This is a genomic window from Pseudarthrobacter naphthalenicus (assembly GCF_029076445.1).
GTDB lineage: Bacteria > Actinomycetota > Actinomycetes > Actinomycetales > Micrococcaceae > Arthrobacter > Arthrobacter naphthalenicus.
The window spans coordinates 1-18,538 of record NZ_JARESG010000031.1; the positions used below are offsets into that span (position 1 = coordinate 1).

The 18,538-nt window shown below is 62.6% G+C and carries 6 protein-coding genes; 5 read left to right on the plus strand and 1 reads right to left on the minus strand.

The features are described from left to right. Nucleotides 1-202 precede the first annotated feature (202 nt). Entirely contained in the window at nt 203-3,322 is a 3,120-nt protein-coding gene (locus tag PY310_RS19525; protein ID WP_419095526.1) for a DEAD/DEAH box helicase, read from the plus strand. 77 nt (nt 3,323-3,399) lie between these two features. Here the strand turns inward: PY310_RS19525 and PY310_RS19530 are convergent, their stop codons facing one another. Further along, nucleotides 3,400-4,680 carry a ScoMcrA-related endonuclease gene (locus tag PY310_RS19530; protein WP_275216212.1) on the minus strand — a complete coding sequence of 427 codons (1,281 nt, stop codon included), beginning with the start codon at nt 4,678-4,680 and terminating at the stop codon, nt 3,400-3,402. Nucleotides 4,681-4,976: 296 nt separating this feature from the next. On the opposite strand from PY310_RS19530, the gene PY310_RS19535 reads away from it, so the two are divergent. The 4 genes from PY310_RS19535 (at nt 4,977) to PY310_RS19550 (ending at nt 18,486) form a co-directional block, all read left to right on the plus strand. Next, nucleotides 4,977-7,352 (plus strand): Eco57I restriction-modification methylase domain-containing protein, encoded by a 2,376-nt coding sequence (locus tag PY310_RS19535; RefSeq protein ID WP_275216214.1) that lies wholly within the window; start codon nt 4,977-4,979, stop codon nt 7,350-7,352. Then, nucleotides 7,352-13,714, plus strand: coding sequence for a DEAD/DEAH box helicase (locus tag PY310_RS19540; RefSeq protein WP_275216215.1), 6,363 nt, complete (start codon nt 7,352-7,354; stop codon nt 13,712-13,714). The genes PY310_RS19535 and PY310_RS19540 overlap by 1 nt, the downstream gene beginning before the upstream one ends. Beyond that, on the plus strand, nt 13,714-15,933 hold the full coding sequence (locus tag PY310_RS19545; protein WP_275216217.1) for a 3'-5' exonuclease: 2,220 nt from the start codon (nt 13,714-13,716) through the stop codon (nt 15,931-15,933). Before PY310_RS19540 ends, PY310_RS19545 begins: the two co-directional genes overlap by 1 nt. 141 nt (nt 15,934-16,074) lie before the next feature. Next, nucleotides 16,075-18,486 (plus strand): HelD family protein, encoded by a 2,412-nt coding sequence (locus tag PY310_RS19550; protein ID WP_275216218.1) that lies wholly within the window; start codon nt 16,075-16,077, stop codon nt 18,484-18,486. The last annotated feature ends 52 nt before the right edge of the window (nt 18,487-18,538 follow it).

The window sequence follows — 18,538 nt, forward strand, 5'->3', positions numbered from 1 at the left end:
AGTGAGCTCCATGAAAACGGGCATAACCCGCATCCGCTGCCACCGCCGGAAACCACGCCGCTACGCGGAGGTTTTCAATTGAGGCAACGTATCCGGCTACGCGGAGGTTTTCTATGAGTCAACGCGGTTGCTGGTCTTTTCCGGTTACAGCAATTAGCCTGGCGCAGTGAAGATATCCGGTGGGGGATTGGCAAAGGCACAATTGTCCCCAGGCCTGTATGAATTGCTAAACACCGAGGGGCTGACGGCAAGCCTGTCCAACGTTCCTGACTTGGAACCACGCTTTGGGCTAATAGATGATGAAGACGCGCCGGCTGTCCTCTCCCGCCATCTGGCTGATGCCATCCGGCAAGCGCTCGTCATAGCAAAGCCGCAAGACCGAGTCGATCTTGTCAACCGCCTGCTCCAAGAGCTTCAACACGGCGACCGCATTGCAGACGGTCCCACCCAGCTCCAGTCCCTCCACCGCCCCGACGCGCTCAAACGCCGCCAACTCCGCCGTCCCACGACCAAGCTAAGCGATTCAGCTCTTCTCACAAACAGCAAGGACGAGCCGAATCTTGCCGCGGACCTGCGGGCCGAGATCGAGTCCGCCGACACCGTCGACCTGCTCTGCGCCTTCGTCCGCTGGACCGGCCTCCGGCTGCTCGAGCCGGCCCTAGAGCGGCTCAAGGATCGGGGAGCCCGGCTGAGGGTCCTCACCACTACGTACATGGGTGCAACGGAACGCCGTGCCATTGACGAGCTAGTTACTCGCTACGGGGCTGAGGTGAAAATCAACTACGAAACCCAGGCAACCCGGCTCCACGCAAAGGCCTGGCTGTTCCGCCGCAACTCCGGCTTCGACACCGCCTACGTGGGCAGCTCCAACCTGAGCCAGGCCGCCCTCCTCGATGGCCTGGAATGGAACGTCAGGCTCAGTTCTGTCGGTACCTCCACGCTGCTGCAAAAGTTCCAGGTCACGTTCGACAGCTACTGGGAGCAGCGCGCCTTCCAAAGCTACGATCCGGAACGGGACGGCGAGAAACTGGATGCTGCCCTGGAGCGCAACGGCGGCCGGCGCACCGCAGCGCCGGACGCAGCCACGGGGCTCGAAGTCCAGCCGTACCTCCACCAGGAGGAAATGCTTGAAGAGCTGGAAGCCGAGCGGCTCAAAGGCTTCAACCACAACCTCCTGGTCGCCGCCACGGGCACCGGCAAAACAGTCATCGCGGCCCTGGACTACAAGCGACTCTGCGAAGCGGCTGGCCGCGATCTGAAGCTGCTCTTCGTTGCCCACCGGCAGGAAATCCTGAAGCAGGCCATGCGTACCTATCGGGATGTCATGCAGGATGGCGCCTTCGGTGAACTCTACGTAGGGAACCACAAGCCGCAAGAGTGGAAGCATATCTTCGCTTCCGTCCAGTCGTTGTCATCGCTCGGCATCAAGCAGCTGGAGCCGGACTTTTTTGACGTCGTCGTCATCGATGAATTCCACCACGCCATGGCGCCCACGTACCGGCGCTTGCTGGATTATCTCCAGCCGCAGCAGCTTCTCGGACTGACTGCGACGCCGGAACGTGGCGACGGCGTCGACGTCGCCAAGCAGTTCTTCGATGGCCGCACCGCCAGCGAGCTGCGGCTCTGGGATGCGCTGGATGCCGACCTGCTGGTGCCGTTCCACTACTTTGGTGTGTCTGACGACGTTGACCTGAGCCAGTTGGAATGGAAGCGCGGAAACTACGACGCAGCGCAGCTCAGCAATCTCTACACCGGCAACGACGCCCGCGCAGCCAAGGTGATCCGCGAACTCCGCGACAAGGTCACCAGCACCGACCATATGCGGGCCATCGGTTTCTGCGTGTCGGTCCAGCATGCCCACTACATGGCCGAGGTGTTCAACCGCGCCGGCATAGCGTCCGTTGCCGTCGACGGCAGCACCCATGACGCAGACAGGGCAGCCGCGCTGGAACGCCTCCGACGGCGGGAAATCAACTGTATCTTCGCCGTCGACCTCTTCAATGAAGGGCTGGACCTGCCGCAGGTGGATACCATCCTGCTGCTCCGGCCCACGCAGAGCGCCACAATCTTCCTCCAGCAGCTGGGGCGGGGGCTGCGCCGTGCCGAGGGCAAGGCGGTGCTGACGGTCATGGATTTCATCGGCCAGCAACGCCGTGAGTTCCGCTTCGATCTGCGCTACCGGGCGCTCACAGGCTATGGACGCAAGGAGCTGGAGAACGCCGTCAAGGACGAGTTCCCGTACCTGCCGTCGGGTTGCCAGATCGTGCTGGACCGTGTGGCTCAGGACGTGGTGTTGAAAAGCATTAGAGCGCAGCTGCTATTCACTCGAAAGGAACTGGTCCGGGATATCGCCTCATATGCCGAGACGGAGTTGGCGGCGTATCTCGAGCGGTCAGGGAACGACGTGAAGTCGATCTACCGGTCGACGAAGGATTCGTGGACCGGCTACCTTCGCGAGGCTGAGTTGATCGAGGGGTTCTCGCCGTTGGAGACAGCGCTTCATGGCAAGCTCGAGGAGCTCAAGGACGCCGTTGAGAGGAAGCTCTTGGGCCGGATGGCTGCGCTTATCCATGTGGACGATCGGGAACGCGCCGAGGCGTATTCGATGCTGGTCGGCCCCGATGCGCCGCGCTACGCGGAGCTTGCAATCCGTGAGCAGACTTTTGCCCGAATGCTGTTCTATACGCTGTGGGGCGACGGTGGCAGTTTCCACACGTACGACGACGGACTGGACTACCTGCGCGGCTACCTGTTTGTTTGCAGCGAGATCCGTCAAATCGTGAAACTCGGAGTGGCAGCGTCAAAGCATGCCGCGAAGGGTCTCGGAGCGGGGCTGCAACATGTGCCGCTACTCTCCCACGCGACCTATCGGCGCGAGGAAATTCTGGCGGCGCTCCAGTACGGTTCACTGGAGCTCGGCAAGAATGTGCAGCACCGTGAGGGCGTGGCCTGGTGCCCGGCGACATCCACCGATGCCTTCTTCGTCACCCTCAACAAGAATGACAAGAAGCACTCAGCAACCACGACGTACAAGGACTACGCCATCAGTCCGGAGCTGTTCCACTGGGAATCGCAGAACGCAACATCACCCGGAAGCCCAACTGGCCGACGGTACCTGGACCGGGCCTCGCACGGCTCGAAGATCCTAATCTTTACGCGGGATACTGCCGACGACGAGACCGGCATGACAGTTCCCTATACGTGCCTCGGGCAGGTGGACTATGTACAGCACGCAGGCGAGAGGCCGATTGCTATCACATGGAGGCTCCACCGGCCGATGCCCGCTGACGTCTACGCCGCAGCTGCAGCGGTGGCGCAGTAGTCGATGCGGCCCCGTCGACCGGTCCGGAAAGTTGGTATCGGTCGCCGTCGTGCACGCCCGCGCGCGACGGCGAACGACTACCGTCGCGCTCTGGTGCCGTTGTTATGGCTTTGACGATGAAACTCGAAATTTTCCCTGGTTGCATCTGAAAATGCCAGACAGCGGGAACCCCCAAGTTTGTCCAGCACGCTCAGCAACTCGGGGTCATCCGTAGGAGTAATCCGCACCAGGCCGCCGTCGTCGACAGTGAGATATCCGCGTTCGAACAGTGCATCACACCCCAGGGAACAGGCGAGCATGGCCGCCGCTGCAAAATCGAGACGATCTCGGTGGCTCGATTGCGAACGAAGCTTGATGTGCGCTGCGATCAGCAGGTTCTTGGGAAGAAACCGCCCGCAAATAGCGCATTGATTGCCATATCGGGCCAGCAGGGCTTCCCTAAGGTAGCGCTGTTCCGCGCGTCGGAACATCGACCCGGCGATGTCAGTGGTCTCAATGTCAAGCTGCTGGCCGGTGTCCGACTCACCCGTTGATCGAGTTTGTGCGAGGGACCGCATCCCCAGAGATCCGGCACTGAGATAGTTCGTCAGGGGCTCGCCTACCTCAGGAGGGATCGCGGCTACGTAGACCCTGCCAGGGTTCCCTGTCCTGTTCATGGGGCCAACGCCCGGTGGAAAGACCGTCTTGAGGACGTCCAGACGCACTTCCATATCGACGACGCAGGGCTTAACAAGTACCAGCGTGCCATGAACATATCCGTCATACCCTGGCGGACGGTCCGATTCCACTCCCGCTGCTACGACCAAGGAGATCGCCTTGAACTGCTGAGCGGCGTAATGAAAGACCACGTCACCAGGCATCATGCGGTGTAACGCCTGCCAGTCATCGTGTCCGGGCTGCCCGTCGACGCGGAAGTGTGGAGCCCAAAGCGAGCCCTGTTGAATGACGGTCGAGTAGTTTTCTCCCTGGCTGGCCCACCAATAGTTACGGGTGACGTGAGCCGAAGAGTCCGCGCCCGCAGCGTCAGGGTTGCCTGGGCCACTTCTGTCCCCGTTTTTCAGACGGTCGGTATCGATCCAAGGTATGTCACAACCATCGAGTATCCGGGTCGTGGCCACCCCGCCTGATGAACTATCCGACGTAAGTGCCAGCGGCGGTGTCAGATGCGCTGCCACGGCAGCCGACAAGGCCTTGCTGTCGAAATGGTGCCCCGCAGTGACTGCGACGAACTTCTTCGCCGAGCCGAAGCCGTACTTTCGTCTCAGCCCGCTGCGACCCAGGCTGACCGCTTCATCGATGGCTCTCGACTTGGCCGTTCGAAGTTCCGACTCCGAGTATCGTCCGAAGAATGTTGCCACGGTCCCCTCATTTCTGTTTCAGTGGCCTGCAACAGAGACAGCACTCCAGGTCCGTTCATTAGATTAGCCGTGAGACTCGAAAACATCTGTGCCCCTGACACTCGGTCTCCTCGCGGCCCTATAATTCGCGACTGCCGAAGCAGCGCCAATCCTGAGGAAATCCCTCGCTCCTCGGCGAGCGGTGCCCAGTTCTGCCTCTCATACAACGACTGGGGTGGGGCGCAGCTTCGGACGCCAAGGAGGTCAAGGACCTCGCCGGCGAGGCGCAAAAGGTCCTCGGTGCGTGGCGTAAGTCCGTGCGTGTGAAGCCTTCGAAGCAGCAGGTCGACCGCCTGCTCAACCTGTCCCGGCGGGTCGAAACTCTGTGGAAGCTCACGCTGCGCCGCTTTGAGATCGCAGACCAGGAAGCCCGCCGGGAGATCGACTACTTCGGCAAACCGCCGGTGCCTCAGCCTGTCGAAAACACGCGAGCCGTGACCCGTGCCGAGATCGAGCAGGCACTCAACGACCCAAACGGCGCCTACCAGCGGCTCCGTCGTGTGATGGACGCCTGGAACGCGTTATGGTTCTGGCCGCTGACCGAGCAAGCCACGAAGGGAGCCGTCCCGCCGAGTGTTGACCAGTGGCTCGAGGTGCTGGAAGCACTCCTTGGAAGGACCGGCAAGGAGTCCCGCATGACGGGCCAGCGGGCCTTGAGCACGGGCGCAAACTGGGATGAGCTGAACGACGCCGAACACGCCGACCTTCAGCTCGCACTGGCGGGTGACGTAAAGAGTCTGCTCGCGGAGCATCCCTGGTTGTCCGTATGCGACCGTGTGGCTCGAGATCAGGGATTCTTCCACTGGGAGCTGGACTTCGCCTCCGTTTTCGGGCGCGGAGGATTTGACCTGCAGGTGGGAAACCCGCCGTGGGTCAGGCCGCGTTCTGATGAGGCCGCGCTCCTTGCTGAAGGTGATCCGTGGTGGCAGCTTGCGGAGAAGCCAACACAGGCTCAAGTTCGCTCGAAGCGCGAGGCAACGTTGGCCCTTGATGGAGTGCGTGAGTACTTCGTCGATGCGGCGATTGTTACGCCCCAAGTGGCCGAGTTTGTAGGTGACCCGACTGTGTATCCGCTCCTAGTGGGGCTTCAGCCGGACCTGTACCGCGTGTTTATGGAGCGGGTCTGGAACTCAGCCTCGGCGCGAGGCACTGCCGCGCTGCTGCACCCGGAGTCTCACTTCACTGAGAAGAAGGCAGCAATGCTGCGTGCGGAGACATATCGCAGGCTCAGGCGGCATTGGCAATTTGTTAACGAGCTATCGCTTTTTGAAATCGATCACCACGTGTCATACGGCGTCCATGTGTATGGGGCTCATGTGGAGAACCCGCGATTCAAAATGGCTGCCTCCCTGTACCACCCGGAGACCGTTGTGCGATCGATGGCGCACGATGGCGCCGGACCGGTCCCTGGGCTCAAGGATGACGACGGCAACTGGGACCTCCGGCCCCATCCGGAACGGATCATCGATGTCGACGAATCGGTCCTCACAGTGTGGGCGGACATCCTCGACGAGCCCGGGACGCCACCCGTGCAAGCCCGTATGGTCTACCCCGTGAACCGAGCCAGCTCCCGGGTTCTCGAAAAGCTGAGCAAGGCCCCGCGGGTTCGCGAGCTGGGCCTCCAGTATTCGAGTGGCTGGCACGAGACGGCCGACCGCAAGAAGGGCTACTTCGAGGTTGGATCTGCCGTACCCGAGTCTTGGAACGACGTGATCTTGCAGGGCCCTCACTTCACGGTGGCCAACCCGTTTGCGAAGCAGCCCAACCCGACGATGAAGAACAACCTCGACTGGACTGAGATCGACCTCGAAGCCCTGCCGGAAGACTTCATCCCCCGCACGAGCTACCAGCCAGCTGGAGATCCTGTTAAGTATGGCTCTGACTATGGACAGTGGAATGTCCGCGATCTGGCGGTAGGCGTTCATCAAACTTGGCGAATCGGATGGAGGCTAATGGCGGCAACAACGGGCCAACGGACGTTCATTCCGTCGATAATCCCCAAGGGTGCGCGCCATACCCACGGAGTGCTATCGACAACTTTGCCTGAAGCCGAGGACATGGCCGCACTACTTGGCCTTTGGTCATCGATTCCTGTGGACTTCCAGGTCAAGGCTTCACAGATCGCCAATCTAACGGGTGCGGCGGTCAGTAGCCTGCCAGCCCTTCCAGCCGATGACAGGATACGGACGATGCTTGCCGAGCGGGCACTTGCCCTCGCTTCATTGACCGGGAAGATGGATGAGTTTGCGCAACTTGCGGGCTTTGTTGGGATCAAGGCGGTTCGTCACGCAGATGCCCGGAGGCGTGTCCTGGTGGAGCTCGATGTGCTAGCAGCGTTGGCGTTGGGGCTTAGCGCAACAGAACTATCCACTATATATCGTGCCCAGTTTCCTGTCCTCGTCGGTTATGAGCGAAACGATCTTTACGATGCAAACGGTCGTAAGGTTCCGACCGAGATGGCTAGGCTCTATCGCCAACGTGGAGAAGACCTGACGCTCGAAGAACGGACCTGGACCCACCCCCAGAGCGAGGTCGACTACGTCTTCGAGTTCCCGTTCGTTTCGTACGACCGAGAAGAGGACATGCGCAACGCCTACTCCCACTTCGAGAAGCTCTTGGCGGAGAAGAGCTGATGGCAGTCCTACTGCCCACATATCAGGTCGAGGACCTTCAGGTTGGGCTGATCGACTACCTGTCCACAACGTTTGCCTTAACGGATCGGGATGCGCGCAACGGCCTGCAACGGTTCCTTGAGGATCCGCAGGACGGGATATTCAAGGGTCCGTTCGTGCGGCTCAAGCTGCCCTTCGAACCTGCTGCAAACGGGTGGCGGGGTGGCCTCGACTGGTACAAGGGATTCGCCCCGTATGGCCACCAGGCGCTTGCCTTTCAGAGACTGACGTCAAAGCCGGAGGTTTCAGCAGGCTCAACCACGGTAGAAAGCGTTTTCCGGCGACCGCAACCGACCTTGGTCACTACCGGGACGGGGTCCGGCAAGACCGAGTCCTTTCTCTACCCGATCATTGACCACGTCCTCCGGGCCAAGGCCGCGGGCGTCACCGGGATGAAGGCGCTCATCCTTTACCCGATGAACGCCCTCGCCAACGACCAGGCGCAGCGCCTCGCCAGCCTGCTCACCGACAACCCCGAACTCGGCGGCATCACCGCCGGCATCTACACGGGGCGGAAGGACGGCCAGAAGCACACGAAGGTTTCAGCGGCCGGGCTGATTAATTCTCGTGAGATCTTCCGCAGCGAGGCCCCGGACATCCTCCTGACCAACTACAAGATGCTGGACATGCTCCTGCTCCGCAGCGAGGACGCGTCGATCTGGGCGCAGTCCGCCACCTCCCTGCAGTACGTGGTCCTCGATGAGTTCCACACCTACGACGGCGCCCAAGGCACCGACGTCGCCATGCTCTTGCGCCGCCTAGGACTCACCCTGAAGAGCCACTGGCCGGAGGAACTCAGCACCATCCCCCACGGACCAAGCGAGGAGGACAGGGCGCGCCCGCTCGGCCGCATCACACCCGTCGCCACCTCGGCGACCCTAGGCGCGAAGGGCGAGGCCGAGCCCATGCTCCGCTTCTCCAAGACCGTCTTCGGCGAGACCTTCCCCGACGAATCAATCGTCACCGAATCCCGACTCAGTGTCGATGCGTGGTGTAGGGACTGGGACGGAGACCCTGCGGATGAGATTGCCCGCGTCGCCGACGGCATTGAGGTCACCGGCAAGGCCATCGAGGCGGTCCTCGGCGCGGGAGCCGACGAACCCAACGCCGTCATCGTTGAACACATCTCCCAGCTCCTCTTCGGCGGACAGCCAGCGGATCTCCTCGGCGCCGTCCGCCGGCATCCGCTCACCCGCGCAGTACTCAAACAGGCGGGCGACGCCGTCGTCCTAACCGACCTGGCCGAGCGCGTCCTCGGCGGGTTCAACACCTCAGGCGGGCCCCGCCGGCGCGCGACGCTTACCGGGCGGCACACAGAGTTCATGGCCCACTTCATAGCCCTCCTCAGCCACGTCCGCGCGGTCCCCGAACCCAACCGCGACGCCATCTCCGTTGAGACACACCTCTGGGTGCGTGAGCTGTCCCGCCTCGACAAGTCCGTGGACGGTGAGCACCGCTACCGCTGGGGGGACGACGGCCCCCACACCGACCGGAGCCTCTACCTCCCGGCGGTCTATTGCCGGCACTGCGGCCGCTCCGGCTGGGGCGCCGTCCTTGGCCCCACGGGCACGGACCTCGAGAACGACGACTCGAAGATCCGCCGCGAGCAGGCCACCGGCAACCCGCGCTTCCGCGCGCTAATCCACGCCCCCAACGAGGACGCCCTCCGCGCCGAGAAGGGCGAGATCGCCGACAGCCTCGTCTGGCTCGATACGGTCAAGCGCAGCATCCTGCACGAGCCGCCCGCCGAGGACACCGCCGAGGCCCACGAGGGCCACATCGTCCCTGTCCTCATGCTCCGGGGCCAGGACGCGGACGACGACTCCAAGCGCGAGGTCTGCCCTGCCTGCCAAACGGCGGACGGCATCCGCTTCCTGGGCAGCGCCATCGCCACCATGCTTTCCGTGAGCATCTCGAACCTCTTCGGCGCCGATGGCCTCGATTCAGGGGAGAAGAAGGCCCTCGTCTTCACCGACAGTGTCCAAGACGCCGCCCACCGTGCCGGCTTCGTTCAAGCCCGTTCGCACATCCTCACCCTGCGTTCCGCCTTCCGCCGTGCGCTCGAGGTCGCTGCAGCGGACGGGGGAGTCGCCACACTCAAGCAGCTGGTCGACACCGCTATCGCGGGCGCCATCACCCCCGTCCGGAAGTACCAGCTCATCGCCCCCGACTACGCCGACCGGCCGCAGTTCCGTGCCTTCTGGGATCATGAGGCCAGCGCTCAGGAACGGCTCCGCGCATCCCGCAACGCCGCCAAGCGCGTACTCTTCGACGCCTCCCTCGAATTCGGCCTTCAGTCCCGCCTCGGCCGCACCCTCGAGCTCACCGGCAGCATTGTCGCCGAGACTGACGCCGGATCGCGCCAGGCGATGCTCGCGGCCGCCCGCGCCGCGCTCGAGGCGACGCCCGGCACCCTCGGCCTCGAGGACCAGCTCACCGACGACGGCGCGCTGCTCGCCTGGGTACGCGGCGTCGTCGAACGCGTCCGCACCCAAGGCGGCATCCGCCACCAGTGGCTCGACGACTACATGGTCGAGGCGGGGGAGAAGGCCCAGCGCTGGAAGGTGTGGGGCGGCCGACGCCGCAACGAGGGTATGCCCGCCTTCCCGGCCGGCCGGTCCAAACCCGCCTTCCCGCGGCTCGGCGGCGGCGACTCAGGCTACATGGACCCGATAGCCCAGGCCCAGAGCTGGTACTCGCGATGGACCGCAGTGTGCCTCAACATCCCGAAAGCGGACGCCACCTTCGTAGCCAAGGCTCTATTCGGGCAGCTCGCCGGCCAGTGCGTACTCGAGACCGTGCAGGCCAAGGATGGCGCCACGATCTTTGCACTTCCCACCGACAGGATCCTCCTGCAGGCACCCACAGGCGAGGACCTCGGGAACGGCCGCCACTTCCTGGCATGCTCCGTGTGCCGGGCGGTCACGCCCGGTTCAGCAACTGTGGTGGACCAGCTCGACGGTGCCCACTGCCTGTATGTCCGGTGCCCCGGGCGGCTCGCCCGGCAGCCGGAGGAGGAGAACTTCTACCTCAAGCTGTACGGAGCACGCGAGCCCAAGCGAGTGGTGGCCAAGGAGCACACCTCCCTGCTGCCCGACGAGGACCGGGTGCGCGTTGAGAACGAGTTCAAAGCCTCGGTACAAACGCCTCAGGCGCCCAACGTCCTCGTCGCAACCCCCACGCTCGAGATGGGCATCGACATCGGTGACCTCTCCTGCGTTATGCTCGCCTCCCTCCCCACGTCCGTTTCGTCCTACCTGCAGCGGGTGGGGCGTGCCGGCCGCCTCACAGGGAACTCACTCGTCCTCGCGTACGCGCGCGGCCGCGGAGAGCACCTGCCCAAGCTCCACGACCCGCTCTCCGTCATCAACGGGCAAATCCGCCCGCCTGCCACCTTTCTCGACGCCGAGGAGATACTGCAAAGGCAGTACCTCGCCCACCTAGTGGATCGGTTCGCGCGCGACGCCGGCCGTCCCCATCCGCGCAAGGCCGCAGGCGCACTCGCCGGGGACGGACCGGGAACCTTCCTGGGCGACCTCATCGAGACAGCCCACTCCAACGCGGACGAATATACCGACGAGTTCCTCGGGCAGTTCGGGGATCTTCTCGCTCCCGCCAGCGCTGCGAGGCTCCGGGAATGGGCTGCCCCCCGTGCTGACGGGTCGAGCGAGCTCGCTGTGCATGTGGTCCGGGCTGCCAGGCTGTGGGCCGACGACTGCGAGGAGCTGAAGGCCCGCATCGACGACATCGAGAAGGCGATGCCGGAGCTGAAGGCCATGGCCGAATCCAATGCCGCGACGGACGAGGACAAGCGTGCCCCCAAATCCGCCGAGGCCACCCAGCGCATGCTGCGGAGGCAGCTCTTCGCCCTGCGAGACGAGTACTGGATCTCCGTACTCGAGAAGTACGGCCTGCTGCCGAACTACACGCTCCTCGACGACTCGGTGAATCTCGACATCGGTGTGACCTGGCAGGAAGTCGAAACTCAGGACTACGTCACCGAAACCATCTCGCTCCAGCGCGGGGCGGCCATCGCGATCAACGAGCTTGCCCCCGGGGCGACGTTCTACTCCCGTGGCCTCGAGGTGAAGATCGACGCCGTGGATCTCGGCCCGCAGCAGAGCCACATCCAGCGCTGGCAGGCGTGCCCGGAGTGCGGGTGGATGCACGTGGACCTGGACACCGCAGGTCCGGTCAAGGCATGCGGGCGGTGCCACCTCAGCGGAATCGCCGACGTCAGCCAGCAATTCGATGTTGTGGTCATGAAGAACGTCTCAGCGGAGGTGCGCCGCGACGAGGTGGCCATCGGCGACCGCAGCGACCAGCGCGTCAAAGAACGTTTCAACACGATGCTTGCAGCGGACATCGACCCTGAGCATGTCACCCAGGAATGGTTCCTCCAGGACTTCGAATTCGGCGCCAAGTACGCGAACCGGGTACAGCTACGGTGGCTCAACCTGGGACGTTCCTCCGCCAACGCCGCACCGCGGATCATCGCCGGCAACGAGTCCAAGGCGCCCCTGTTCCGGGTCTGTTCGTACTGCGGCAAGCTCGACTCCGCCGGGCGTGCGAACAACCCCGATGAACACCGTTTCTGGTGCAAATACCGCAAGTCCAGTGACGAACACGTGGCAGAGGTGGCCCTCGCACGTGTCCTCGCGACCCAGGGGGTTGCCCTCCGCCTCCCTGCCGGTCGCGTTATGGGCGATGATTTCGCCCTTCCCAGCCTGACCGCCGCGTTACTCCTTGGGCTGCGCGAAGTGATTGGCGGATCCCCCGACCATATCGCCGCCGTGCCGATCAACGAACCTGCCGACGGCGGCACCGCCGTCTCCCTGCTCCTGCACGACAAAGTACCCGGCGGCACTGGCTACCTCGCCGACTTCGCCGACCCGGAGAAGGTATGGAACCTGCTGCGGGCGGCATGGGACGTGGTGCGGAACTGCGAATGCCGCGACGAGGAGCGCCTGGCCTGCCATCGGTGTCTCCTTCCTTTCGCGTCCCCTTGGCACGTCGACAAGGTGGCCCGCGTGACCGCGGAGCGTCTCCTGCGTAGCATCCTGGCCGGGCACGACGGTGTTCCGGACGACGGCGATCCCGACTTCGACGGCTGGACCGTGACCAAGGTTCCTCCACCGGCGCCAGCCCTGGAATCACACCTCGAGGTCAAGTTCCGCAAGGCACTCGTGGACAGGCTTGCCGCCGTCGGCGCCAACGTCAAGGTCACCCCCGGGCTTTGCGCAGACAAAGTGGAGTTCCGCCTTCCGGGCGCCAAACACATCTGGTGGCTGGAACCCCAGGTGGACATTCACGGCACTCGGCCTGACTTTGTCCTCTCAACGGCAGACCCGAACATCCCGAAGATCGCGATCTACACCGACGGCTACATTTTTCACGCGTCCCCCGAGCACAATCGTGTGGCGGACGATGCGGCCAAGCGGGAGGCTTTACGGGCCGTTGGCGTGGTTCCGTGGGCCATTACGTGGGAGGACATCGATGCCTTTTCCGGCGACGGATTGTCGATGCCGCCGTGGTTCACGGACAAAGCAGCGAGCATCGTGCAGAACGGGACGACGCCGCTCCAGCCCGCGCTGCTTGCTGCGGTCAAGTCCGACGCCATGAGCCAGCTGTGGCAGTGGATCCGGGAGCCAAACAGGGACGCATGGGCGGACCTGTCCGATGCCATCCCCATGCTCATGCTGGGCAAGTGCACCCCGTTCAAGGGTTCCGTTGTGGGGCTTCCGGATTTCGTGCAGGCCACCTTGGATGACCCTCTTGCGGCGCCCGGCCTGGGAGTGGGGCGCGCATGGATGTACGCGGACGGCCCTCTCCGCTGCGCTGCAAACCTGACATCGCCGCTCATGGTGAGCGCCGACGTCGTGCTGGTCCTCGATGGACGGGACGACGCAGTGGCGCAGCCCGGCTATAAGACTCTGTGGCACGAATGGCTGCGTCTGAGCAACTTGCTCGGATTCAGGAGGACAGCCCCGGCCATCGGCGCGGTTAGTCTCGCAATGCCCTCGGTTTCGGTCCTTGTGGAACCGGGAGCCCTGGGTACGCACCTCCGGCCCGGATGGCAGGACCTTATGGACATTGCGACACACGCCGAGCGTCAACTGTTGGCAGTGCTGGCAGAAATTGAGGGGTGCCCCCTGCCCGAACTCGGGTACGAGCTCCAGGACGGGACGCCTCTGGATATCGCCTGGCCGGAGCACAAAGTTGCTGTCGTCCTCCACGGAGAGGGCGAGTATGACGGCTGGACTATGCTGCCGGGCGATGCGGAACCAATTATGGAAGCACTGAAATTGAAGGAGAACGACTAATGGCATCGGTAACCCTGATGAAGGGGGCCAACAAGGTCGACGGATCGCTCAAGGGCAAGGTCCTGGACTTCCTCTATAAGCTTCAGGAAGACGACACTGCCCCCGGCCTCCACATCGAACCGATGAAAACCTACAAGGACTCCCGGGCGCGCACAGGCCGCGTTGACCAGCAGTTCCGAGCCGTGTTGTTCAGGCTCAACGCCGGGACAGAACCGCATTACGTCTATGCGGGCACGTTCAACCACGACGAGGCAATCAAGAAGGCCCAGACAAGCATCCTGACCGTCAACCCGGTCAGCGGTATTGCTGAACTCATCAGCGCACCGGCAGAAGGATCAGCGACCCCGCCACCGGCCGCTGTTGTTCCCCCGGCAGCGACAGGTCCCGCCTATGAGAACGGCCTTCAAAAAGCTGGCTACACGCCGTCGTACCTCCTCGAGGAGCTGGGCATTCCCGAACGTACCGGCGCAGCTGCGATCGGTGCGGCTTCTGTGGAGGCGTTCGAACAGGTGGTCACTGACGAAGCAGTCCCCGAATGGCAGGGGCTTGCCCTCATTGACCTGGAGGCTGGAAAGTCCCTCCCGGACGTCAAAGAAGGCCTGGGGATTGGCGACTATGTCGATGACCCCACGAAGTCCGAGGATGAAAAGCTTGCCGAGGCGCTTAAGCACCCTGCCTCGAAACTCGAGTTCACCTACGCCAAGGGGTCCGAAGACCTCGAGTACGTCATCAACAACGAAAGCTTCCAGGACTGGCTGGTCTTCCTGCACCCGGCCCAGGACCAGTACGCGGTCAAAGACCGCAACGGAGCCTTCCGGCTGTCGGGCGGGGCTGGTACGGGCAAAACTGTGGTGGCGATCCACCGCGCCAAGCACTTGGCGGACCACTTCCCGGACTCACGCATCCTTCTGACCACATACACGAAAACGCTGGCCGATAGCCTTGCGCAGAACCTGGGGCGTCTCGATCCCGGACTGAAGCAGAGCGACAAGCTTGGCGAAACCGCCGTGACTGTCACCGGCATCGACTCTGTCGCCGCGCAGATTTGGGCGAAGGCCTCGACCGAGGAACAAACCGGCGCTTCTAGCGCGGTGCTCGGGACTCCCGATGCCGCGGCGACAAGCAGGTCCAATGACAAGGAATGGGGTGAGGCCCTAGAGCAAGTGGAGCACAAGCTCGAGCCCGCGCTCGCGAACCCTACATTCCTTGGCCAAGAGTATCTGTCCATCGTCCTTGCCAATTCCGTGACCGACAGGGACGGGTACCTGACCGTTCCGCGAGGAGGTCGCGGCACGCCCTTGAACCGGACGAAGCGCATCGAAGTATGGAAAGTCATTGAGGCCTATCGGCGGATCTGTCGGAGCAAGGGAGCCGTGAGCTACCCCGAACTCGCGGCGCTGGCCGCAGAGGTCCTTCGGCTTCGGGCCGCCGGAGGAGGGGGCTGCCCCTTCAACCACGTCATTGTTGATGAAGCCCAAGACTTTCACGCTGGCCACTGGCTCCTGCTCCGCGCACTGGTGGCGCCGGGCGCCAACGACCTGTTCATTGCGGAGGACTCCCACCAGCGGATCTATGGGCAGAAGGTGCCCCTCAGTCGGTTCGGCATCCAAATCGTGGGCCGCTCGCGGCGTCTGACCCTCAACTACCGGACAACGGCTCAGAACCTCGCTTTCGCCGTCGGGCTGCTCTCCGGGATTCCGTTCACTGACATTGAGGACACTGCGGAGGAATCCGCGGACTACCGGTCCGCCAGAAGCGGACCGACCCCCCAGCTCGAAGGCAAGGAATCGCTCTCGAAGGAGCTCGATAACGCCGCCGGCTGGATCAAGGCATGGACCACCGATCCGGACTTCGCACCGGAAACCATCGGCGTACTCGTGCGCTCGGGCAAGCAGGTGGACCTCCTGGTGAGCGGGCTGCTCGAGAGAGGCGTCTCTACCCAGAAAGTCTCCGGGGACAAGGAAGCCCATCCCGGCGAGCCCGTTGTGATGACCATGCACCGGGCGAAGGGCATGGAGTTTTCCAAAGTCATCCTCTTCGGAGTGGGGGAGGCGAATATGCCTCTGCAATGGGCGCTCAAAGATCTCGGCGAGGCCGAGAAATCTGACGCTCTGTTGCAGGAGCGGTCGTTGTTGTACGTGGCGGCGACGCGGGCGCGGGACGAACTGGTTGTTTCGTGGAGTGGGAAACCGTCGGAGCTGTTGGGAGTTGGTGCCTAAAATGCCTCATCCATTTTCCGGTTCCTGGGTTGGTGAATACCGACAATTGGGCGAGGACATTCCTGAAATGTCGGTGGTCCCGGCTACATTATTACGACTGAGATAGATAGGGCCTGAAACGGCCACAAAATGGGGGCAATAGTGAGTGTAGACACCGGCGTCGGAACTCTCTCGAAGACGGCTGAACTGCAGCGTGAGCAGACATTTTTCGATCTCGCGAAGCAGCATCGAGACAGCCAGCACACCGCTTCGTCCATGGCTGGCGCCTCCGCCGGGACCGCCGTCGAGCGTCGCGCATATAAGAACGCGATGGAAAAACGCAAGGTTGCCTCTCCCGATGATCCCGTAGCGCTTACCCGGATCGACTACGAGGACGATACCAAGCTCTATATTGGCAAGGTTGCCATTTTCGACGAGGAAAAGAATCTCCTGGTCGTGAACTGGCAGGCACCAGCTGCTGCCGTAGCCAACCAGGCATCGGTGCACGATCCAATGGGGCTCCGGAGAAAACGAATCTTTGATGCACCCTCGAACAAGATCACCAGTTTCGAGGACATCGTCTATAAAGTGTTGGCCGAGGCTGTTAGCGATCTTGATGACCACAGCTACACAGGCGACGCTCTGCTCCAGTCCTTGAGCCGCAAGCGCGGATCGGAAATGACGGACATCGTCAAGACGATCCAAGCTGCCCAGGACAAACTGGTTAGAGCCGAGAAAGACCAGCTGCTCATTATTCAGGGCGGCCCAGGAACAGGCAAGACCGCCGTAGCTCTTCACCGCGTGTCTTGGTTGCTGTTCAACTACCAGGAGGAATTGCCGCCAGAAGACGTCTTGGTCGTGGGCCCGAACCCGACCTTTACCCGCTATATCCGCCGTGTGTTGCCGGATCTGGGAGACGACGACGTGGTGCAGCAAGCGCTTCAGAACCTGCTGTCCAATGACGTTCAGCTGATAGGCAAGGACGATCCAGCCGTGGCGTCGGTCAAGGGATCGGGTCGAATGAGTCAAGTCCTCCAACGCGCACTGAGACAACGAATCCGCGTGCCATCCGCCGACATCAGAGTTCAGCGACGGAACACCGTGCTGACGGTGTCAGTATCCGCTGAGAGCATTGCTGAAGTGTTGAAGAGTCTTCAATTTGATTCGTTTGCTGATGGTCGACGCAGGTTTAGGCAGAGGTTGGTTGAACTGAGCGCACCGCAGTTGGGCAATATCCGCCGAGTGGATCCCGAACAGTTCCTGGATCTGCGAGCACTCGATGCGGAAGTGGAGAAGATCTGGCCACAGATCACGCCCCAACAGTTCCTCCGGGACCTTCTTGGGTCGAAGGAAAGGATGAAGAGGGCGGCCGAGGGCCTCCTGGCACCTGACGAGATGGAGGCGCTCTATCGCCAGCAGGCCGAGAAGGTCTCGGATGAGCCATGGACCATGGCTGACTTGGCGCTTCTCGACGAGGCTCAGGCTGCCATGAGGGAAGCGCCCCGCACGTACGGGCACATAGTGGTGGACGAGGCTCAGGATCTCTCCAAGATGCAGCTCAGAGCCATCCGCCGCCGTTCAAAGAACGGCTCCATGACTGTGGTTGGCGACATCGCGCAATCGACGGGGCCCTATTCGCGCGACTCCTGGGATGACGTTGTCGCCATCCTTGGGCACGAGGTACCCGTTCATGTGACCTCGCAACTGGCAGAACTTGAGCATGGCTATCGCGTCCCGAAGCAGGTTTTTGATGTGGCGCTGCCGATCCTGCAATCGGCGGCGCCGTCGGTGACGCCGCCGCGAATTTTGCGCGATGTGGAGTATCCGCCTCGGTTCGCTGGTGTTCCGGCCGAAGGGCTTGCGGAGGAAGTAGCCCGCACTGTGTTTACCCACAGCGGCCGTGGTCGCTTTGTGGGGGTGATAGCTCCCGTCCAGCTTTGGCCAATCATCCGTGAAGCTTTCCAGGCTGACGACCTTCAGTGGAGCGAATCGACAGAGGGCGAACTGTCGACCGCCATAAACTTGGTTACCCCAGAGGATGCAAAGGGACTCGAGTTTGATGCCGTGATAGTGGTGGATCCGGCGACCATTCTTGAAATGCCGCATGGTGAGCGCATGCTGTACATCGCGTTGACGCGTACCACGACCCATCTGGATGTTATCTACCCGTGGGGATCGCTGCCGGCGATCCTCGGTGGCAGTGACGAGCAAATTCCGGAGGCGCCTGAAGTCGACGACGACCAGCACATTGCATCGCCAGCTACCTTGACGGGTACAGAGGAGGCACCGACCGGTACCGAGGATTCCGAACCGGTGGGGCGGGATGGTTCCTCGACTGATGGGCCCCTCGATACTGATCCGGAACGGCTTCCGGACACGATTGCCGCTGAGGGAATCAATGAGAACACTTCTCCCATGAACGGAATGGCCGCTCTCGATGGCTTGCAGCAGGCTATGGCCGTTCACTGGGCGAAGTTCTTCTCCGCCCAACTGAGCGAAAACGTGCCAGCCAAGCTGATTCCTGCGGTCCTAGAAGAATTGGCACGAATGAAGCTGGATGACGGCTTGACTTGATTCAGCGTTCGTATTGGTTCATCAGCTGCGGCCACGTCGACTCAATGGCCGA